Consider the following 20,640-nt stretch of genomic DNA (forward strand, 5'->3'; position numbering starts at 1 on the left):
AACTGCAATACGGAGGCACGACCGAAAAAAATCTCTTTTAGCATCTGTTCTTCGTGGGATGCACATCTTAGTTGTTAGATGTAGCATCTGTAGAAAGGCAAATAAAGCTTGTTTTTGAATAATTATATCTGTGATTTTGCGAATTTTGCTAAAAATTAAAGATATTACATATAGGTTACGTTTAGTTCAAAGATTTGCAAAATTGTTACCTCCTATGTTAGTAATAAAACTAGCAGAAAAACTTGGTGAGTCAGGAAATGGTTCATTTGGATATAAGAAATTAATTTCGATATCATTGATATATTTAATTATTTGTTTATCGTGTTCATTAATAGCAGAGAGATATTTTTCTTTAATAGTTCGTTTTTCATCTTCATTTGCTACAATACCTAATTCATATATTAAGCCGTGTTCCCATTTAAAATGTTGTACTACGCTATATCCATTACCATGCCGAGCTGTTGTAGTATAAATTTTTTTATAAATTTCATCTTGTGTAACAAAGTCAATAATATTTCTAACTTCAATCTCAAATTTTTTTATCAAAATTTGAGGTTAGTACTTCTGCTATAAAAGAACTTAATGGATTAAGATCAAAACCGATAACCTTTCTATTAAGTCTAATTGCTTCAAAAAAAAGCAATTCCACTTCCCATAAATGGATCAAGTCAAATCCCATTTTCTGGAGTATAAGTTTTAATGTATTCAGCCCAAATATTATGTGGTTTTTGCCCCAATATTTTAGTGCTGTATATATATGTGGTCTTTTTTCTTCCACCAAAGCATGATTAACACCTTTATTTATTGATATATCAATCATATATTTGAAAGCTGAAATAATTAATAATAAACATATTTATATAGCATATTAATTAATTTGATTCTATAAGTAATAGAACCTTATTAAGTAAATTATGTATACTTAGTTTAGAACTTCATATTAACTATTCTATTTTTTAAATTTTTAGATATCTTATCAACTGTTGCTATTAATACTAACAATTTCTTTAAAGCCTAATTGCTTTTCTATGTTAAATAGTTTAATTTAGGAAAGAAAATAATTAATTAAATCTTTAATATATGAGCGATTTATTCAGCTTTAACAAAGAAAAAAAAAGTAAGCTAGTCGATAATAATTACAGTGCAAAAGATATTGAAGTATTAGAGGGGCTTGAGCCTGTTCGTAAAAGACCGGGGATGTATATCGGGGGTACTGATTCAAATGCTATGCACCATTTAGTATCTGAAGTGCTAGATAATGCTATGGATGAAGCGGTCGCCGGCTTTGCAAGTATCATCACGATAAAAATGCATCTGGATCGCAGTATCACTATATTTGATAACGGTCGCGGTATTCCTATTGATAATCATCCTAAATTTCCTGACAAATCAGCTTTAGAAGTAATTTTAACTACTCTTCATTCAGGAGGCAAATTCTCAAATAATGTTTATCATACTGCAGGTGGGTTGCATGGTGTTGGAATATCGGTAGTAAATGCTTTATCTAAACATTTAGAAATAAAGGTTTATAAACAAGGTAAATTATATAGCCAAAGTTATTCTAAAGGAGAAAAATTAACTGATTTAATATGTGAAGAAGCATCTAAAAGGCTAAGAGGTACATCAATAAATTTTACTCCAGATCCGGAAATTTTTAGTGAAAAATTACATTTTAATCCTAAAAAGATTTATGAGCTTGCAAGATCAAAAGCCTATTTATATCGTGGTGTTACTATAGAATGGGAATGCGAAGTAGAAGTGCCGTCAGATATACCTAAAAAGGCATTAATAAATTTCCCGAACGGTTTAAAAGATTATTTAAGTTCAAAAATAACTTTAGATAATTTAATTATGCCGGAAATTTTTGCAGGTAATATAGAGTCTACGCCGGACGAGATAAAACTTGAATGGGCGATTTGTTGGCAAAATAATGATAACTCGGCATTTATTCAATCATATTGTAATACTGTTCCGACTCCTCAAGGAGGAACGCATGAGCAAGGTCTTAAGTCAGCTATTTTACGTGGGCTTAAAGCATACGGTGAAATGATAGGAAATAAAAAAGCTGCTAATCTAACTATTGAGGATATCTTAGAAACCGCAAGTGTCGTACTTTCTATTTTTATAGCTGAGCCGTCTTTTCAAGGACAAACTAAGGAAAAATTAGTATCAAATGGTGTAAGTAAACCGGTTGAGAATATAATAAAAGATCATTTTGACCACTTCCTTAGTAGCGATAAAGCTTTAGCTACTAATTTACTTGAGCATGTAATTGCTATTGCTGAGTTTAGAATAAGTAAGAAAAACGAAAAAAATATTTCCCGTAAAAATGCCACTCAAAAATTACGTTTACCTGGTAAACTTGCTGATTGCACACGAACTACGCCCGGAGGGACGGAATTATTTATTGTAGAGGGTGATTCGGCAGGAGGCTCTGCAAAACAAGCTCGTAATAGAGAAACGCAAGCAGTATTACCGCTATGGGGTAAAGTTCTAAATGTTGCGAGTTCTACGCTTGAGAAAATCGTTAATAATCAAGCAATACAAGATTTAGAAATAGCTCTTGCTTGCGGTAGTTTAAAGAATTATAAAGAAGAAAATTTGCGTTATGAAAAAATCATTATTATGACTGATGCAGATGTTGACGGTGCTCATATAGCTTCGTTATTAATGACTTTCTTTTTTTTACGAATGCCGAAATTGGTAGAAGAGGGGCATTTATATCTAGCTAAACCTCCGCTTTATCGTTTAACGCAGTCTAATAAAACTTATTATGCAGGCGATGAAGAGGAAAAAGCTAGGTTAACGGATAAATTATCGAAAGCTAGTAAAGCTAAAATTGAAGTAGGTAGGTTTAAAGGTCTCGGCGAAATGATGCCTGCACAATTAAAGGAAACTACTATGCATCCGGAAAAAAGATCTCTTTTAAAAGTGACTTTAGAAGATTTTCAAAATGTCGATAAAATAGTAGATGATTTAATGGGTAAAAAGCCGGAAAAAAGATTTCAATTTATTTATGAACAGGCTTTAGTTAAAATGGATAAGATTATTAACGAGTTGGATATTTGACAGCGTCATTCAGAAAGCTTGATACAAGCGAAATTTTCGAGACAAGCCTTTGTTCACGTACTATTTGTACGTTCCGCAGGCCTGCTCTTAAGTTCATCTTGTCTGAAGCTTTCTGAATTTAGCTGTAGGACATCATTACAAGGAAAAATTCTAAACACATACGGAGTATTATGTTATTACGTTTAATTATAACACTATTTTTTATTATAAATTCTATTTGTGCATTTGCAGAAGAAGAAAAAGAGCTTGAAAATAAAATATCAAATCAGGAAGCTTATAAGCAATTTCAAGACGTATTTGAACGTATCGAAAAGGATTACGTACAAGTTCCGGATAGGCAAAAAATGATAGATGAAGCAATTAACGGTATGTTAAACTCTCTTGATCCTCATTCAAGCTATTACACCGATGAGGATTTAGAAGATATTTTTACTTTTACAAAAGGTGAATTCGGCGGAATCGGTGTTGAAATAATGTATGATAGCGGAGCAATTAAGATAATATCGCCTATTGATGATTTACCGGCTTTTAAAGCAGGGCTTAAAGGCGGGGATTATATAGTAGGCGTGAATGACGAGTTAGTCTCTACGTTTGGACCTAATAAAGCTATAAAAGAGATGCGTGGTACGCCTGGTACTAAGGTTAAATTGTTGATAATTAAGGAAGAAGAGGCAAAACCGCAAGAGCTAGAGCTTACTCGCGAAATAGTAAAAATCAAGCCGATAAAAGCACATTTAGAAAAAAATAATATTGCATATATACGTATAACTACTTTTAATGAGTCAACAATTTCTGAGTTGAAGGCAGCAGTAAAGAAGTTAAAAACTGAAAGTAAAGATGACCTAAAAGGTATAATTCTAGATTTACGTAATAATGTCGGAGGTATACTAGATCAAGCTATTGCCGTTAGTGATTATTTTATTGATTCCGGTGTAATTGTAACAACAAAAGGTAGAACTACATCAAGTAACAGCGAGACTAAAGCAAATGAGTTTTCGTTAAAAGCTCCCAAAGTACCTATGATAGTTTTAATAAACGGTAATTCTGCCTCTGCCTCGGAAATAGTTGCCGGAGCTTTGCAAGATCATAAAAGAGCAATAATACTTGGCACTAAGTCTTTTGGTAAAGGATCAGTTCAGGCTTTAACGCAAATCAATTCTAGGGCTGCCGTAAAACTCACTATATCTAAATATTACACCCCAAGCGGTCGTTCTATTCAGGCAGAAGGAATAGAGCCTGATATTTTAATTGAGCCGGCAAAAGTCGAATATCCTGAGGTGAAAAAAATAGATAAGCGTTTTTCAGAAAGTTCTTTAAAAAATTACTTAAAGAATGATAATGAAAAAAATAAAGATAATTCATCTAAAAATAAAGATAGCAAAAAAGAAACAAAAGCCAAAAATAATAAACAAGAAGAGAATGAATTATCAGAATTATACAAAAAAGATTATCAATTTGCTCGTGCTTATGATGTAATTACAGGGTTGATTATTAATAAAAAGCTGGAAACGAAAGAGAAAGTTAAACAAGAAGATAAGTAGAGAGGATAATGTCATTCTAGGTTTTGCTGCATGGATACCGAGTCGTCATTGCGAGGAGCCGTAGGCGGACGCGGCAATCCAGAAAAATAATAAAAAAATTCTGTAAATCAGAATTTTTAACTGGATTGCTTCGTCAATTACTTCGTAATTTCCTCGCAATGACGACTTTCAGTATCCATGCAACAATGCCTTTAGTTGAGTAGCTTATGACGATTTGGTATGTAAGTAAGCTTTCCACAGGAATGACATCCGCTGAGCTAAAAATAACTACTAGGTCTCGTAATGAACCATAATAAGTATATAGTAAGATTGTCATTTATTATATTATTTCTTAATATTGTCATAAATATGATGTTTTATCGTTATTTTATGATAAAAGAAATGATAGTAAAACAAGTGGCTTTGGAACATACTAAAATTGTAGAACTTTACACTGATAATATTTGGAATGCTCATCAGAACGTAATCAGTAAATTACATAAATTCGATTATTTAAAACTATTACAAGATCAAGATTTTATTAATTTTGCAAAGATTACCGCTCAATGGTTCACCAATCTTAATATTAATATTTCTCTCTACGATCTCAAAGGTAATAAATTCATCACTAGTAATATGTTACATATGTATAGTGTAGACAATTATAAAGATGATAGCTTGGTTGAGATATTTACCGCAAAAATCGATAATTTTTTTTTAAAATCCTTTACTTCAAAAGCTCCGCTTCGAGATGCTTTTGAGGGTATTACAAGTCATATATTATTACCAAGGGTAGTAATAGAAAATGAAAGTGATTTAACAATAGAAGAAGCTTCTGTTGTTACTAGCTATATCCCTGTTATAGATAATAATTTAGATTTTCCCGTAGATGCAGTATTTGAGATTAACACTAATATTACCAGCCAGTGGCAAAATATAACATCTCTTGAGCAAAAAGTTTTTATAACTTTTATCATTATTTTTATAATATTCTGCACTATAATTATTAGTAATACTAACTATGCTAGACAAATTATTGAGGAGCAGCTTGAAACAAATAGAAATTTAAAAGCTCAAATAGTAAAAGTAGAAAAAACCAGCTCTTCAAATACAAAGTTTTTTGCTAATATTAGTCATGAATTGCGTACTCCACTTAATGCTATAATAGGCTTTTCGGAGATTCTTATGTCGGAAAGAGATGCAGAAAAAAGTAAAAATTATATTAAAGATATAAATGATGCCGGTAAACATTTGCTTAGTATGATTAATGATATTTTAGATCTTTCTAAAGCTTCTGCCGATAAATTAAAAGTAGATAGTATAGATCTTGATTTAAATAAATTAATTAGTTCTTCGCTGATACTTGTTAAGTCTCGTGCCGATCAAGCCGAAGTAGCTTTAATTAGTAGATTACCGAAAGAGCATGTGGTTATAAAGGCTGATCCAAAGAGGCTAAAACAAGTATTCTTAAATCTTTTATCAAATGCCGTGAAATTTACAAATTCTGGAGGAAGTGTTACTATTGCACTTGAAAAAGATGAGTTAGCAAAATTAGTATATATAAAAGTTATAGATACCGGCATCGGTATTGAGGAAAAAGATATCCCGAAAACTTTATCGGCGTTCGGTCAAATTGATAGTGAGTTTAGTCGAAAATATGAAGGTACCGGGCTTGGGTTGCCGCTTACTAAAAAGCTTGTTGAACTTATGAACGGTGAATTTGATTTGCAAAGTAAGATAAATGAAGGTACAACCATAACAATAACTTTTACATATGACGGTAGTATTGAGATATAAGTATACTCGCTGAATTTGAAAAATTGGCTTCGTTATTTTTTTGCTTTTAATCCTCACGTACTAGTATGTACGCTGCGGTTAAAAGCTTCAAAACACCTTGCTCTTTTCCAAATTGAGCTTCGTATAACTGTTCTTCATTTACTCGTAAGTATATTGCCTAAAAAGAATTTTTTGAGATAGAATGACAATAAGGTCTTTATTAAGTGTTGTATAAAACAAAAGCACTTTTTTAGGTAATTCCGAAATATAAAAAATTGTGTGGAATATTAAAAATTTTTCGGTATTATAAAAAAATTATAAATTTTTAAAAAATATATGAAGCTTATTATCTTATTATTTACTTTTTTATTTTCTATGTTTTCTTTTGGAGAAAGCGAAACTATTAAAGGAAAGCCTTTAAAATATGCAGCAAATAATGATTTTGAAAATAGACTAGATGAACAGGAACAAGCAATCAGAAGGCTAATCGGTAAAGTTGAGGTTTTACAGCATAAAATTGATATGCTAACGCAGAACTCAAATATTCCCAATCAAGAAGAAAATACTGAAGTTTTAGAAGCCGGTGATTCAAAAAAACAAGATGTTTTTGATATAGCTTTGCTTAAAGATATGCCGGATAATGCTCCTAAAAAACCTATTGCGGTTAATAAGGATATAGCTCCTGATAAGCAAGCTTACGATTTGGCTCTTGCTGCTTATAAAGATAATAAACTTACTGAAGCAAAAGATAAATTTAAAAATTTTATCCAAAAATATCCTAACAGTTCGCTAATTAGTAATGCTTATTTCTGGTATGGGGAATGCTTTTTTAAACAAAAAGACTATAACGGAGCAGCGGTTAACTATTTAAAAGGCTATAAAGAGTCGCCGAAAGGGGCAAAGTCTTCTGATGGGTTATTGAAGTTAGCACTTTCCTTAGGCGAGCTAAAAAAGACGACAGAAGCCTGTAATATGCTTGCTAAGCTTGATAAGGAATTTCCAACCAATAGAACTGCCACATCCAAGAAAATGGCAGAAGATGCTAAGATTAAATTTGGCTGTAAAAATAAATAAAAATAATAAAATATGACTGATATTTTGGATGAAGTACTAAGTGATCAAAATGAAGAAAAAAGGTTAATTTTTTTCAAAAAGCTTTTACCTATAATAATAATCATTTCTATAATAGCTATTACTATAATGGTTATTATTATTAATAATAAAGATAAAAGAGTTAAAAATAACCAAAAAAACGGAGATATTCTTGTTAAGATCGTTGGTTTGGAAGCAACAAAAGATAATGAAGAATTAGCTTTTAATACTTTAGAGAATTTAGTTACTACTAGTAATACTAAAATAAAAGAAATAGCTGCATTAGAACAAGTAGCCATAAAGATTTCGGAAAAAAAATATTCAGAAGCGAAAGACCTGCTTAATAAAATTATTGAAAATAAAGAATATTCCGAAATTTCTACTTCTTATGCACGTATTTCATGGTGTGGTCTTGTTATTGATGATCAAAATCTAGATATTCAAGATAAAGAAAAATTGACAAAATATTTAAACTATTTTGATGACGAGAAAAAACCTTTTTGGGCTACGGCAACTATTATAAAAGCTATGTGGGATATTAAGAATAATATGAAACCGCAAGCAGAAAAAAACCTAAAAAATTTATTAATTTCAAATAATGTATCTGATCTAATAAAAGATCAGGCTAAAGCATTGCTTGTAAATTTAAATAAATAATAATTTGTACTTAAGGAAAAATATGACAAAAAAAATAGCACTTCTATTATTACCTTTTATTTTAATTTCATGTAACGGGCTTGGACCAAAAACGGTAAAAAATATTGTTGAGTTGACTCCTAAATTAGCAATTCAGACTAATGAGCTTATATATTTAGATTCTAGTGCAAATATATATACATTTAATGCAAATATGCTTAAGAATAAACAGTATAGTTTTGCTAGACGCAAAACGATTACCGAGCCGGTTTTTATAGGCGATATGATTTATGCCTTGGATATTAGATCGAATATTTCTGCATTTTCTATAGAGAAAAATAAGATTATTTGGTCTTATAATTTAAGTAGACATAAAAAAGATCATTATATAGGCGGCGGAATTTTACACCATAACGGAAAATTATACGTAACATACGGCTCAAGGCTGTTAGTAGTACTAGATGCAAAATCAGGATATGAAATAATTAGAAAAGAACTTCCGGATATTATTAGAATTAAGCCTATTGTGCTAGATGATAATACTGTCCTAGTGCAAACTATCAGTAATCAAACTATTGCTTTAAATGCAGAAACTTTAAAAACCATATGGGAACATGAAGGTCTAGCGGAAGTTTTATCGGCTAGTTATTTTATGACGCCGATAGTACAGCATGATAATGTAATAGTAACTTATAATTCCGGTCAAGTGCTTGCCTTAAATATAAAAAACGGTGAAGTAAGATGGAATTTTGAGTTTGCAAATCTTAATGATCGTACAGCTATACCGAATTTTGACGAATCAAGTATTTTATGTACCCCTGTTCATGATAATATGAATCTGTATATAGCGACCGGTCTTGGTAAGCTTATTAAGCTTAATATAGCAACCGGTAGTGTGATTTGGCAGGTAAATGCCGAGGATATTCAATCAATGTCTTTAATCGGTAATAGCCTATTTGTAACAAATAATGCTAGACAAATAGCAGCATTTAATCCTGAAACAGGGAAAGTAAAGTTTGTAGCTGATTTAAATGATGGAAAAGATCCTAAGAAACTAAAATCTGCTACTTTTTTAGTTCCTTTTGTTGGAGTTGATAATAACAATAAGCGAAGTTTAAATGTTATTTCCGTTATCGGTGTTTTATATAGTTTTGATGTTGATAATAATGGATTAAACATGATGCCTCATATTGTCAAAATTATAAAAAATATTCGTCATTATGGGCTAATGGCAAATAATAATTTATATTTTTCTACCGATAGAAAAATAATATTCGGAAGTAAATAAATTATATTTAGCTTGACAGATAGCGGGTATTAATGCTATTAAATATGTTTCTTGATTCTTTAATTTTAAATGCTAATTAAAATAGATACTATTGTGAAAACTTACTCGGCAAAGCCATCGGAAATTGAAAAGAAATGGTGGGTCATAGACGCAAAAAATATTGTACTAGGACGACTCGCTAGCAGAGTTGCTAATATGCTACGCGGTAAGCATAAACCTAGCTTTACACCTCATTTAGATTGTGGTGATAATATAATCATAATAAATGCAGAGCATGTAAAATTAACAGGTAAAAAAGCGAATCCCAAAGACGGAAAAATATATTACAGACATACAGGATTTCCAGGTGGGATAAAAGATACTACGGCAGGTAAAATCTTAAGCGGTAAACACCCTGAGAGAGTTATTAAAATGGCCGTAAAAAGAATGATTACAAGAAATACTTTAGGTGCTAAGCAAATGAGTAATTTGTATGTTTATGCAAATGGTGATCATCCTCATATGGCACAGCAACCTACTGTTTATGATTTTGCAAGCCAAAATCCAAAAAATAAAAAGTAATAGAATATGACCGAGTTAAAAATTAAAACAGAAAAAGTAGAAAAGCAGTTAACTAAAGAGCTTTTAAAACAGGTATTAAAAACTCCTAAAGAAAAAATAGATAATTCAGACAAGTTTTATGCTACAGGTAAAAGAAAAAATGCTATAGCACGAGTATGGCTTAAAGTAGGAAAAGGAAAAATAGTTGTTAATAAAAAAACAATAGACCAGTATTTTCCTTCTGAAACTTATGTGAAAACTATCTTACAGTCGTTTGTCTTAACAAAAACTATTGATCAGTATGATGTAATTTGTACTGTTAGAGGTGGAGGAATTTCAGGACAAAAAGGTGCTATTTTACATGGAATTTCTAAAGCTTTAGATAAATCTGCTCCAGATTTTCATGCTATTTTACGTAAAGGCGGTCTTTTAACGCGTGATTCTAGGGTAGTAGAGCGTAAGAAATACGGACAACGTAAAGCACGTAAGAAAACACAATTCTCTAAACGTTAAGATAGAGAGAAGTTACTAGCCAATTGTAGACACCGAACCGTCATTGCGAGTAGCCGCAGGCTGCGTGGCAATCTAGCAAAAATAATAAAAAAATGTTAATTTAACATTTTTACTAGATTACTTCGTCAATTGCTATGCAATTTCCTCGCAATGACGGATAAACAAGTCCACGCAACAATCCCTTCCCACGTAGGCGGGAATGAGATAAACAAGCCTATACGACAACACCTACGATCTTAATAAATTATATAAACACTTCTCCCCTGGCGGGGTAGCTCAGCTGGTTAGAGCGACGGAATCATAATCCGTGTGTCGGGGGTTCAAATCCCTCCCTCGCTACCATTTATTATCCCTTTTACTATATAACGTTATTAATAATTTAAAGCCAATAGCAAGTTACGGCATTGCCTAGAAAAAGTTTATATCGTCATTGCGAGCGACTAAAGGTCTTGTTGCACGGCTCAAAAAATGCCCTCAGTGTCATTCCCGCATAGGCGGGAATCCAGCATAAAGCGAGCTTTTAATTTCAAAAACTTGCTGTATTTATACTTTTTTCTGGATTCCCGCCTACTCGGAAATGACATAAGCGAGCCATGCAACAAGGCTGCGACTAAAAGGAGCGTGGCAATCTAGGCTCTGTGAAGATCTCTAAAAAGATTTGATTTGCACTAAAAAATATCTCAAAATAACAAATCAATTAAAAACCTTTGCAAAGCCTAGCATTTTATGAAATTGATTTTAACAAGTTTAATTTTTATATTTATGAGCTCTCTTCCAATATATGCTAAATCCTTGCCTAAAGGGTTCGTGTATCTGAGAGATATCGACTTTACAATTATTCAAAATATGCGTTATTATTCATATGAAAATTTTGTTGGTAAAAAGGTAGATGGTTATAAAGCACCAGAAGCAATTTTAACCATAGAAGCTGCTAAGGCTCTTAAAGCAGTACAAGCTGAGATAAAAAAAGATGGTTATTCACTTATTATATATGACGCATATAGACCGCAAAAAGCTGTACAACATTTTTTAAGATGGAGCAAAGATAATATTGATCAAAAAAAATAAGGAAAGCTTTTACTCATATATAGATAAGTCTAAATGTTTTACACTAGGTTATATAGCTGAAAAATCCAGGCATAGTAGGGGTAGTACTGTAGATTTATCAATAATAAAGCTTCAGAAGGAAGTTAATAATAATTCAAAAGTCATTAAAAGAAAATTGAAAGATGAACGTGTTATATCCCATTTAGATGATAATACGGTAGATATGTATACTTCTTTTGATTTATTTGATGAAGCTTCACGTCATGACAGTAAATTAATTGATAAACAATATTGAGAAAACGTAATTATTTACGTTCTAAGATGCAAAAACATAATTTCAAAGCATGTCAGATTGCGCGGTGGCATTATACACTTGAAGATGAGCCTTATAAAGATCAATATTTTAACTTTGATATAGAATAGACTTCCTGCATAAGTCACTTCTAAAGGTAATTTGTACGTCGATCCGGTACTCGAATCCTCACGTACGCTTGTGTGCGCTGCGGTTCGAGGTGAAGTGTCTCTTTCAAATTCCTCTTTATAAGATGATTTATGCAGGTAGTCTAATAAAAAACTATGACAGTATTAAGCAAAAAAATGTATTGCGTGTGAGGGTGGTATTCCGCCGCTTGAGAAAAAAGAAATTGATAAGTTATTAGTTCAATTACAAAGTAAGTGGTAAGTGAATTAGAGCATCTTTATAAAAAATATAAATTTCCTAATTTTGTATAGGCTATGGAGTTTGCCAATAAAATAGCAGAAATTGCAGAGCAGGAAGTGCATCATTCGGGTTTAACCATATCTTGGGGAGCATGTAGCGTGGAAATATGGACTCATAAAATCGACGGTCTTACTGAAAGTGACTTTATATTGGCTGCAAAGATAGAAAGTATTAATTCTTAAGTGAAAAGAATAATAGCAAAATCACGCAAGTATCAACAGCTAAACGATGATTTCTTATTAAATTAATTGAATTATAACAATATTCTTAATAATATTTAATAATAAGACATGTTTATAATAAACATAAGGTAACGTTATGCCAAATTATCATATTAAATTTTTACCAAATATAGTTAATTTAATCGGTTATTTTTGTAGACTTGTTTTATTACCAAATTTAATATCAGCTGATTCTAGTGAAAATAGTTATGACCAAAGCCTTGATAGAAATAAGGTATATTCTGTACATTTAAAACCTTTTTCTAATAGTTCTACATATTTTTTAGATGAGCATCCTGATCATACCTTTGTACATATTGCTGATAAAAATATATTTTATGTGGATTGGTTAGAGAACTAAAATTTGCGTTTGAAGATATAAATTCATAGTTTTTAATGCCGGAAGCTCAAATTGATATGGTTAATTGGGAAGCTGAAACAACAACAAATCACTGTCTAAGTAATTTTATTATAAACTTATTTCATATAAGAGAAGTAAAAGATTTTATTGCTAATATAACTATATCTAACCTAGCAAATGTATTTACTGCACATATAATCGGTGATAATAATTATAACTTAATAAAGAATGATAGTACATATTATATGATTGAATCTAGTTGCGATAAAGATATTAGTTTATTGTCTAGAGGAACAAATGAATATGCTGTATTTACTTTAGGCAATGATACGGATACTTCATTATTTAGTGCTATAAATGAATTAATTGAAGGTGATAGAGAGGTAAATAGCGCTGCTACAGGTACTATATTTGTCTGTATTACAACAGCAGTAACATTAAGTATATTAGGCGTAAGATACCTGGCTAATAAAATTAAGGTACATATAATTCTGATTACCATGATGGTAGTGATCAACATAATATATGTTTAGGTCAAATAGAGGATCAAGAGGCTCTAAATAATTAAGTATACTCGTTTAATTTGAAAAATTGGCTATGTTATCCTTTGCTGATAATCCTCACATACTAGTATGATGCTGCGTTATCAGCTTCAAGATGCCTTGCTCTTTACCAAATTAAACTTCGTCTACCAACTCTTCATTTATGAGATATATATAAAAAATTTTTACTGAATTAATGATTCAAATTCTTTTACGACGGCTTGATAAAGTTTCCGTTTGAAAGGAATTATAATAGATAATAGTTCGTCAAGTGATGCCCAACGCCATTGGTCAAATTCCGGATTAGAGGTATTTATATTAATATCTTCGTTATTTCCGGTAAATCTAATTAAAAACCAGCGTTGTTTTTGTCCACGAAAATTACCGTTCCACAATTTAGGTATTAAAAAGCTCGGTACATCATAACTATACCAGCATTTGCTTTCGGCAATAATATATCCTTTATCGCTTCCTATTTCTTCTAACATCTCACGCATTGCTGCAATACTTGGGGTTTCGCCGGGAACTATCCCACCTTGCGGCATTTGCCATGCAGATATTTTTGTATCTCTTCTTTTACCGACGAATATATGGTTATCGGCATTTAATATCATCATGCCGACTCCTGGTCTATATGGTAAATCAAGATGTTTTTTGGAAGAATTTCTCATTATTTTTTACTTTAAAAAATCAATTATAATTTTACTACTTTATTTTTACCCGTTGTTTTAGCTTCGTACATAGCTTTGTCAGCACGTTCAATGAAAGATTCTATTGATTCTTCTTTTTTATATTCCGTAACTCCGATTGAAATAGTTTTTTTTAAAGGTTTAATTTGATCTTCAATGTGAAAATCCATATATTCTATTTTAGCTCTAACTCTCTCCGCAGTTTCGATTGCTTTAGAAATGTCTATATCCGTTAAAAGTATAGTAAATTCCTCACCGCCGAATCTTGCTATTAAGTCTGTTACTCTAAGAGTATTCTTCAAAATACGGGATACAATCGTTAAAACCTTATCGCCTGCTTGATGACCGTAAGTATCGTTTACGTGTTTAAAATTGTCGATATCGCACATAAGTAAATATAATTTAATACTTTCTTTATTAGCTTTCTCAATCATTTGTTTGAGGTGTATACCGAAATAGCGACGATTAAATAAGCCGGTTAAGCCGTCTTTAGCTGCTAAATTAACACTTTGTTCAAGGTCATTACGTAGATTATCTTGATATTGCTTACGCCTTAATTGTGTTCTAATTCTAGCAAGTAATTCACTTTCCTCTATAGGATAAACGAAATAATCATTAATACCGAGTTCAATACCTTTCACAACTAAAGGCATCCCGTCTTCATCAATTTGTAAAATTATTACCACGCCGCTTATTTCTGCTTTACCTCTTAAAATAACACCGATTCTCAAAGGATCTTCATTTTCGAGCGTACTACTAATAATTACTAAATCGGGTGTATATTCATTTATAATATCTAATTCATCGGAATTACTTATTACCTTTACGTTTTGGGTGATCTTAAGTAACATTTGTTTTATATTTTTAGCTTGTACCACATCATCATTAATTAGTAATATTTTTTTATCTGCAAAAGTGTCATGCATTACGATATTTGTTACGCCTAATAATGCATTAGTACTATTACGAAGCTTTAACTCATCAATTAAACTTTTCATTCTAGATAGCGATTTAAGTCTTACAAATAGAGCAGTATCGTTAATCGGCTTTGTTAAAAACTCATCAGCTCCTGCCTCAAGACCTTTAACTCGATCATCAATATCAGAAAGTGCAGTTACCATTACGACCGGTATATGAGTAGTTTCCGGATCGGTTTTTATCGTTTTACATACCTCAAATCCATCCATTTCCGGCATCATAACATCAAGTAGTATAATATCAATTTTGCCTTTTTTAAGAATTGCTAGTGCTTCTTTGCCGCTATTTGCAGTAAGAACCGTATAATACTCTTTTAAAAGTTTGACTGTTAGTAACTTAATATTGGTTTCTATATCATCTACTACTAATATTGTGGTCATAAGATTAAATTCTTGTTTTTAAAGGAAATAATTTGTATATTTATACTTTAATTTTAAGTCTTAAATGTATAATATATGAAAATTTCAGCAAATTCAATTAGAACAGGTAACATATTAGTTTATAATAATGATTTATGGGTTGTAAGCAAAACACCGGAACATACTCAACCAGGGAAAGGTGGAGCTTATGTACAAGTTGAGATGAAAAATTTAAAAACAGGTACAAAGCGTAACGATAGATTCAGCTCTTCCGATTATTTAGAAAAAGCCGAACTTGAACAAAAAGACTATCAATTTTTATATTTTGAAGGTGATGATTTAGTATTGATGGATACCAAACATTTTGAACAAATAAATGTTTCCAGGGAAATTTTAGAAGAAAAATTACCTTTCTTAACTGAAAATATGATTGTTAAAGTCGAATTTTATAATGAGAAGCCTTTAAATATTGAGCTCCCTCCAACTGTTATACTTGAAATTAATGAAACTGATCCGGTAATAAAAGGAGCAACCGCTACCGCTTCTTATAAACCGGCAATTTTAGAAAACGGTATTAAAGTTAAGGTCCCGCAATATTTAGAAGTAGGAGAAAAAATTGTTGTGAAAACTGATGATATGACATATGTCGAAAGGGCAAAGTAAGTTTAATGTCATTCCTGCGAAAGCAGGAATCCAAAAAAAAGTATAAATATAACAAGTTTTTAAAACTAAAAGCTCGCTTTATAATGGATTCCTGCTTTCGCAGGAATGCCATCGAGTAGATTTTTCGATCCATGCAACAACGTCGATTTATCCACGGCATGACGCTGTAATAAATTAACTATTAAAATAAAATGCAACCTATAACTAATTTATTAATTAATGCCCTGCGTAAAGCAGTTAAGTTTTTGCATAGAGATTTTTTAGAACTCGAAATGCTGCAAAAAGATTCTGTAAGAAACGAAGAATTTTGTAAGCGATCCTATTTAAGATTAAAAACTTTATTATGTGAAGAATTACAAAAACATACGCAATATTTATTTTTTCCAGAGGATCAATTCGATTTAAATAATAATTATGAGAGTGTCTTTTTAATTAATCCTATAGATAGCCCAAATAATTTCGCCAGAAGCATACCTTTTTTTGCGATATCCGTAACTTATTTAAAAAGGAATCAAGAAGTTTTAACTCCTACTTCTACAGTAATATATTTTCCTGCTCTTACTGAAATTTATTATGCTGAAAAAGGTAAAGGAGCTTGGATAGAAAAAAATAATTTAAACTCTAATTATCAAGGATTAAGACTTAGAGTTTCCGATAATGCTGATTTAAAAAACTGTTTAGCAATTATTGAAGATGTAAATCATAATGATTTGGAAGAGATAGAAGTGGATAATATTAGGTCTTTTGGCTCTCCTTGCTACGGGGCTACGCTTGTAGCATCAGGTAAAGCGGATTTAATATGTTTATCATTATTAAATTTTACATTATATTATGCATTTGAGCTTCTTATTAAGGAAGCAGGCGGGATAATTATAGATTTTAACGATAAATTTATATATTCAAATCGTTATACTACTAAGAAACTTAAAAAATATTAGAGGTTATATGTATCAGTTATTTTAGTTGATAATTAAAGAGATTTTATAGCAAAAATTAATAAGATTTTAAAAGAAATAGTAGTTCCTATTTCAAGAAAATCTTATAATTTGTAGCAAAAAAGCATTTAATTAGCTTTAAAGTAACTGATACAGTAACCTCTTGCACAGAAATTATTTTAGATTTGCATTTTTATTGTTAGAATATAATAATATTAATATAATTATTAATTCATAAAGTTATGGCGCATTATAAAGAGTTTGAATTTGACTGCGATTTTGGTGGACAAAGAGCCAAGTTTAAGTTTTATATAGGCACGCCTCAAGAAGGGCATCATCCGCTACAATTTCAAGCAAAATGGTTATCTGACGAAAGAGGCGGTACTATTCCTGATGAGGTTATGAAAGCAATATCACAACTAAATGATCTTGCCAAAAAAAACGGTGTTCCACTTCCGGATTTATGCGTATATGCTCTTGGTTCTGCTCAAGAAGCCCAGACTACCCCTCAAGAAGAAGATGAGAGTGAGCATCAAGAGGATAAAGCAGAGCAGGTATAGTTAAAAATAATAAGGAGATTCATAGAGATTAAAATGAAACAATATAATGATTTATTTAAAATTATTCACCGCGAAGGATATATATTTATTGCTAGCTTTGTATTAGTAAGTTTTTTATTAGCATCATTTAATGAAAAACTTGGCTGTATTGGATTTATCGCTACTGCTTGGTGTATTTATTTTTTTCGTAATCCTGATCGCTTTGTGCCTATAAGTGATGATCTGGTAATAAGTCCTGCAGACGGGATAATTCAAGAAATTAAGGAAGCATTGCCGCCCCCGGAATTAGGTCTTGGTGATGTGGAAATGATTAGAGTTAGTATTTTTCTAAATATTTTTAATGTCCATGTTAATAGAATCCCGGCAAACGGAAAAATTTTAGCACTTCATTATAATCCCGGAAAGTTTTTTAATGCTTCACTTGATAAAGCTAGTATTTATAATGAGCGTCAATCAGTATTAATGGAAACTGAACAAGGGCAGAAAATTGTTTTTGTTCAAATAGCCGGACTTATAGCAAGGCGTATAGTTTGTGATTTAGAAGAGGGTAATGAAGTTAAAACGGGCGAGCGATACGGTATAATTCGTTTCGGTAGCAGAGTAGATGTTTATCTACCGTTAACAACAGCTTTATTAGTGAGTAAAGGGCAGACTGCTATAGGTGGTGAAACTATCATTGCTGATTTTGGACGTAAAAAGACGGCAGAATTTAAGTTTGAGAGAAGGTAGTTAAATATCATACCGTGGGCTTGACCAGCGTTGTTGTGTGGATCGATTCCACCATCTTGTCATTCCGCGAGCTTGTAGCGGGATCCAGTAAAAATACTAGTATTTTTTATTGTGTTTATGGATACCGTGGTCAAGCCACGGTATGACACTTGGGAGTATAAAAATTGTTAAAAATTCGTAAATCTATAATAACTAAGCCTGTACCTCTGATAAAATTAATTCCCAACTTTATTACGTTGCTTGGTTTAGTAACCGGTATGAGTTCTATAAAATTTGCTTTGGATAGCAGATGGGAGCTTGCGGTATATTGCATTATAGTAGCGGCAATTATTGACGGTATCGACGGTAGAATAGCAAGGATGCTAAATGCAGCTAGCCCATTTGGTGCAGAGCTTGATTCATTATGCGATTTTGCTAATTTCGGTATAGCTCCTGCTTATTTAATATATTTATGGTCTTTTCAGCAATATGAATATAAGGTATTTTCATCAGCAGTAATGCTATTATTTATAGTGTGTATGGCGCTACGTTTAGCTCGCTTTAACGTTGGTATTTATCAACCGAAACAAGATAAAAAAACTGAATATTTTTTTACCGGTGTACCTGCCCCATGCGGTGCTTTACTTGCTTTAACGCCTGTAATGATAGATTTTGAAATCGGTACGTTATTAAATATTAATACCCGTACTCACACTATAACAATTAATATATATTTAGCTATTATAGCTTTTCTACTTGCTAGTAGGCTTCCTACAATCTCAACAAAAAATTTGAGTATTAAACCTGAATATTTATCGCTTGCAATGATTTTAGTTGCTATTGTTATTATAAATCTTATCATATATCCATGGTATTCACTGCCGTTAATTGCAGTTATATATATTCTTTCTATACCAATTTGTTATTTTTTTAAACATAGAGGGTATTGGTAAAGTTAATTATGCCGAGTGTATTACAACAAGCTATCGACAAATATAAACATCATCCATTTACTAAATATGTAATTATTATAGCCTTAATAATATTTATTTATTTGGGATATAGAATTTATGTTTGGGCAAATACACAATCCACGGATAATGCTTACATAGATGCAGATATTTCAAATGTTAGTGCTGAAGTTAGCGGTGTTTTAACAAAGTTATTTGTTACCGATAATACTAAAGTTAATAAAGGCGATCTGATAGGAGAAATTGACGATAGAGATTATAAGGCAAAGCTTGCAGCACTTGAAGCATCTATTGAAGCTTGCATAAAAAATATAGAAATTATAGAGCAAAAAATCTCAATAGGGCAGATTAGCCTAGAGCAGGCGGCTGAAAAATTAAAGCTTACTAAAATAAGCTTTGATATTGTTTTAACAGATTTTACTAGAGTGCAGGAATTAAATAAGGTAAAATTTGCTAGCTCTAAAACGTTAGATGATTCTAAAAACGCATATCAAAAAGCCAAAACGGATTATAAACAAGCGCAGTTAGATTTAGATATATCTAAGCAAAATTTACAACTTCTTGAACTTGAAAAAGCAGCAGAACAGGAAAAACTTAAAGAGCTAACGGAAAACAAAAAAGTAACGTTAAGGAGCTTACAAAATACTAAACTTATTGCTATGGTACCCGGTATATTCGGTAATAGTAGTTTAGAAGTCGGAAATTATATAGTACCGGGTAGGACGTTGTTTTCTATAGTTCAAGATAATACTATGTATATTCAGGCCAATTTTAAAGAAACGCAAATTAAGAAATTTAAGTCCGGTATGAAAGTCAAAATTGAATTTGATGCTTTGCCTAAAAAGATAATTTACGGGAAGATTCGTAATATCGCTCCTGCTACCGGTTCTAAATTCAGTTTAATCCCACCCGATAATGCTACAGGTAATTTTACTAAAATCGTACAACGTGTCCCTGTTTTAATAGATTTTGAGACCCCAAATGCTAATCTAGTCCCCGGCATGTCAGCAATAGTATCAATCAGAACTGATCAAAGTGTGTAATTTTTGTTAAAAATAGCAATAATTATTCTATTATAAGTTGCATATTTACTTATTACTTAAAAAGCTATATAATATAAGTAATACTAAAAGTAATAGTTAATATGCAAAGATATTTAGATCCAACGAATGATAGTTTGTTTAAAAAAATCTTTCGAGACTTAGAGAGATTAAAAGAATTCATTAACGCAGTTCTTGTACTTCAGGAGGGTTTTAGAATCAAAGAAATAGAGTTTATACCTATAGAGCAAGCACCTATTATTGATAAAGGAAAAAAAGCATATTTGATTTAAAGGTTAAAGATGAAGCCGGCAGCTGGTATATAATCGAGATGCAAAAAAGAAATGAAAGCGATTATTTAAAAAGAGTGTAGAAGTCAAGATTTAATCTTACAGACATTATAAAAATTAT

Annotated in this window: 22 protein-coding genes, 1 tRNA gene and 5 pseudogenes; 23 read left to right on the forward strand and 5 right to left on the reverse strand. The window is 31.4% G+C overall.

What is annotated here, in order from left to right:
• Positions 1-186 precede the first annotated feature (186 nt).
• The gene (locus KYQ89_RS06440; RefSeq protein WP_218460901.1) at positions 187-546 is read right to left on the reverse strand and encodes a hypothetical protein; all 360 of its coding nucleotides are present in this window, start codon (positions 544-546) and stop codon (positions 187-189) included.
• Positions 530-820, reverse strand: coding sequence for a hypothetical protein (locus tag KYQ89_RS06445; RefSeq protein ID WP_218460902.1), 291 nt, complete (start codon positions 818-820; stop codon positions 530-532). The genes KYQ89_RS06440 and KYQ89_RS06445 overlap by 17 nt, the downstream gene beginning before the upstream one ends.
• Before the next feature lie 260 nt (positions 821-1,080).
• Here KYQ89_RS06445 and parE point away from each other — a divergent pair, with 260 nt between their 5' ends.
• The 12 genes and pseudogenes from parE to KYQ89_RS08455 form a co-directional block, all read left to right on the forward strand.
• On the forward strand, positions 1,081-3,069 hold the full coding sequence (gene parE / locus KYQ89_RS06450; protein ID WP_218460903.1) for a DNA topoisomerase IV subunit B: 1,989 nt from the start codon (positions 1,081-1,083) through the stop codon (positions 3,067-3,069).
• Positions 3,070-3,239: 170 nt separating this feature from the next.
• Positions 3,240-4,610: a S41 family peptidase gene (locus tag KYQ89_RS06460; protein ID WP_218460904.1), complete on the forward strand. Its 1,371-nt coding sequence runs from the start codon at positions 3,240-3,242 to the stop codon at positions 4,608-4,610.
• 23 nt (positions 4,611-4,633) lie between these two features.
• Positions 4,634-4,762: pseudogene (locus tag KYQ89_RS06465) on the forward strand (zinc ABC transporter substrate-binding protein); the annotation flags it as partial.
• A gap of 130 nt (positions 4,763-4,892) precedes the next feature.
• Positions 4,893-6,386, forward strand: coding sequence for a sensor histidine kinase (locus tag KYQ89_RS06470; RefSeq protein ID WP_218460905.1), 1,494 nt, complete (start codon positions 4,893-4,895; stop codon positions 6,384-6,386).
• Between the two features lie 315 nt (positions 6,387-6,701).
• Complete coding sequence (gene ybgF / locus KYQ89_RS06475; protein ID WP_218460906.1) at positions 6,702-7,439, forward strand: tol-pal system protein YbgF; 738 nt, start codon at positions 6,702-6,704, stop codon at positions 7,437-7,439.
• A 12-nt stretch (positions 7,440-7,451) separates the two neighbouring features.
• On the forward strand, positions 7,452-8,114 hold the full coding sequence (locus KYQ89_RS06480; RefSeq protein ID WP_218460907.1) for a DUF2659 family protein: 663 nt from the start codon (positions 7,452-7,454) through the stop codon (positions 8,112-8,114).
• 22 nt (positions 8,115-8,136) lie between these two features.
• Complete coding sequence (locus tag KYQ89_RS06485; protein ID WP_218460908.1) at positions 8,137-9,381, forward strand: outer membrane protein assembly factor BamB; 1,245 nt, start codon at positions 8,137-8,139, stop codon at positions 9,379-9,381.
• Positions 9,382-9,474: 93 nt separating this feature from the next.
• On the forward strand, positions 9,475-9,942 hold the full coding sequence (rplM, locus tag KYQ89_RS06490) for a 50S ribosomal protein L13 (protein ID WP_041078837.1): 468 nt from the start codon (positions 9,475-9,477) through the stop codon (positions 9,940-9,942).
• A gap of 6 nt (positions 9,943-9,948) precedes the next feature.
• On the forward strand, positions 9,949-10,434 hold the full coding sequence (gene rpsI, locus KYQ89_RS06495) for a 30S ribosomal protein S9 (protein WP_218460909.1): 486 nt from the start codon (positions 9,949-9,951) through the stop codon (positions 10,432-10,434).
• Between the two features lie 265 nt (positions 10,435-10,699).
• Positions 10,700-10,776 (forward strand) — tRNA-Met (locus tag KYQ89_RS06500).
• Positions 10,777-11,160: 384 nt separating this feature from the next.
• Positions 11,161-11,502: a M15 family metallopeptidase gene (locus tag KYQ89_RS06505; protein WP_218460910.1), complete on the forward strand. Its 342-nt coding sequence runs from the start codon at positions 11,161-11,163 to the stop codon at positions 11,500-11,502.
• A gap of 202 nt (positions 11,503-11,704) precedes the next feature.
• A pseudogene (locus KYQ89_RS08455) lies at positions 11,705-11,853 on the forward strand (peptidase M15); the annotation flags it as partial.
• Between the two features lie 60 nt (positions 11,854-11,913).
• Here KYQ89_RS08455 and KYQ89_RS08460 read toward each other — a convergent pair.
• A pseudogene (locus KYQ89_RS08460) lies at positions 11,914-12,039 on the reverse strand (palindromic element RPE1 domain-containing protein); the annotation flags it as partial.
• Positions 12,040-12,057: 18 nt separating this feature from the next.
• Between KYQ89_RS08460 and KYQ89_RS06520 the strand changes: the two are divergent.
• From KYQ89_RS06520 to KYQ89_RS08030, 3 genes and pseudogenes are all read left to right on the forward strand, one after another.
• Positions 12,058-12,384, forward strand: a pseudogene (locus tag KYQ89_RS06520) (4a-hydroxytetrahydrobiopterin dehydratase).
• Positions 12,385-12,520: 136 nt separating this feature from the next.
• A pseudogene (locus KYQ89_RS06525) lies at positions 12,521-12,813 on the forward strand (hypothetical protein).
• Between the two features lie 6 nt (positions 12,814-12,819).
• Positions 12,820-13,317: a hypothetical protein gene (locus tag KYQ89_RS08030; RefSeq protein ID WP_256621547.1), complete on the forward strand. Its 498-nt coding sequence runs from the start codon at positions 12,820-12,822 to the stop codon at positions 13,315-13,317.
• A gap of 194 nt (positions 13,318-13,511) precedes the next feature.
• On the opposite strand, the gene KYQ89_RS06535 is transcribed toward KYQ89_RS08030, so the two are convergent.
• Together KYQ89_RS06535 and KYQ89_RS06540 are read right to left on the reverse strand one after the other, a co-directional pair.
• Entirely contained in the window at positions 13,512-13,997 is a 486-nt protein-coding gene (locus KYQ89_RS06535) for an RNA pyrophosphohydrolase (protein ID WP_218460911.1), read from the reverse strand.
• Positions 13,998-14,020: 23 nt separating this feature from the next.
• On the reverse strand, positions 14,021-15,373 hold the full coding sequence (locus KYQ89_RS06540; protein ID WP_218460912.1) for a PleD family two-component system response regulator: 1,353 nt from the start codon (positions 15,371-15,373) through the stop codon (positions 14,021-14,023).
• Between the two features lie 75 nt (positions 15,374-15,448).
• On the opposite strand from KYQ89_RS06540, the gene efp reads away from it, so the two are divergent.
• The 8 genes from efp (at position 15,449) to KYQ89_RS08465 (ending at position 20,602) form a co-directional block, all read left to right on the forward strand.
• Positions 15,449-16,015 carry an elongation factor P gene (gene efp, locus KYQ89_RS06545; RefSeq protein WP_218460913.1) on the forward strand — a complete coding sequence of 189 codons (567 nt, stop codon included), beginning with the start codon at positions 15,449-15,451 and terminating at the stop codon, positions 16,013-16,015.
• Positions 16,016-16,206: 191 nt separating this feature from the next.
• Positions 16,207-16,953 carry an inositol monophosphatase family protein gene (locus tag KYQ89_RS06550; RefSeq protein ID WP_218460914.1) on the forward strand — a complete coding sequence of 249 codons (747 nt, stop codon included), beginning with the start codon at positions 16,207-16,209 and terminating at the stop codon, positions 16,951-16,953.
• Between the two features lie 239 nt (positions 16,954-17,192).
• The gene (locus KYQ89_RS06555; RefSeq protein WP_218460915.1) at positions 17,193-17,510 is read left to right on the forward strand and encodes a DUF2610 domain-containing protein; all 318 of its coding nucleotides are present in this window, start codon (positions 17,193-17,195) and stop codon (positions 17,508-17,510) included.
• Positions 17,511-17,543: 33 nt separating this feature from the next.
• Entirely contained in the window at positions 17,544-18,239 is a 696-nt protein-coding gene (locus KYQ89_RS06560; protein ID WP_218460916.1) for a phosphatidylserine decarboxylase, read from the forward strand.
• Between the two features lie 164 nt (positions 18,240-18,403).
• Positions 18,404-19,171 carry a CDP-alcohol phosphatidyltransferase family protein gene (locus KYQ89_RS06570; protein WP_008580317.1) on the forward strand — a complete coding sequence of 256 codons (768 nt, stop codon included), beginning with the start codon at positions 18,404-18,406 and terminating at the stop codon, positions 19,169-19,171.
• A gap of 8 nt (positions 19,172-19,179) precedes the next feature.
• Positions 19,180-20,232 (forward strand): HlyD family secretion protein, encoded by a 1,053-nt coding sequence (locus KYQ89_RS06575; protein ID WP_218460917.1) that lies wholly within the window; start codon positions 19,180-19,182, stop codon positions 20,230-20,232.
• 101 nt (positions 20,233-20,333) lie between these two features.
• Positions 20,334-20,522: a hypothetical protein gene (locus tag KYQ89_RS06580; protein ID WP_256621554.1), complete on the forward strand. Its 189-nt coding sequence runs from the start codon at positions 20,334-20,336 to the stop codon at positions 20,520-20,522.
• Positions 20,510-20,602, forward strand: a complete 93-nt coding sequence (locus tag KYQ89_RS08465) for a hypothetical protein (RefSeq protein WP_266263416.1) — start codon at positions 20,510-20,512, stop codon at positions 20,600-20,602. The genes KYQ89_RS06580 and KYQ89_RS08465 overlap by 13 nt, the downstream gene beginning before the upstream one ends.
• Positions 20,603-20,640 lie beyond the last annotated feature (38 nt).

This window comes from Rickettsia sp. TH2014 (genome assembly GCF_019249195.1).
GTDB classification, from domain to species: domain Bacteria; phylum Pseudomonadota; class Alphaproteobacteria; order Rickettsiales; family Rickettsiaceae; genus Rickettsia; species Rickettsia felis.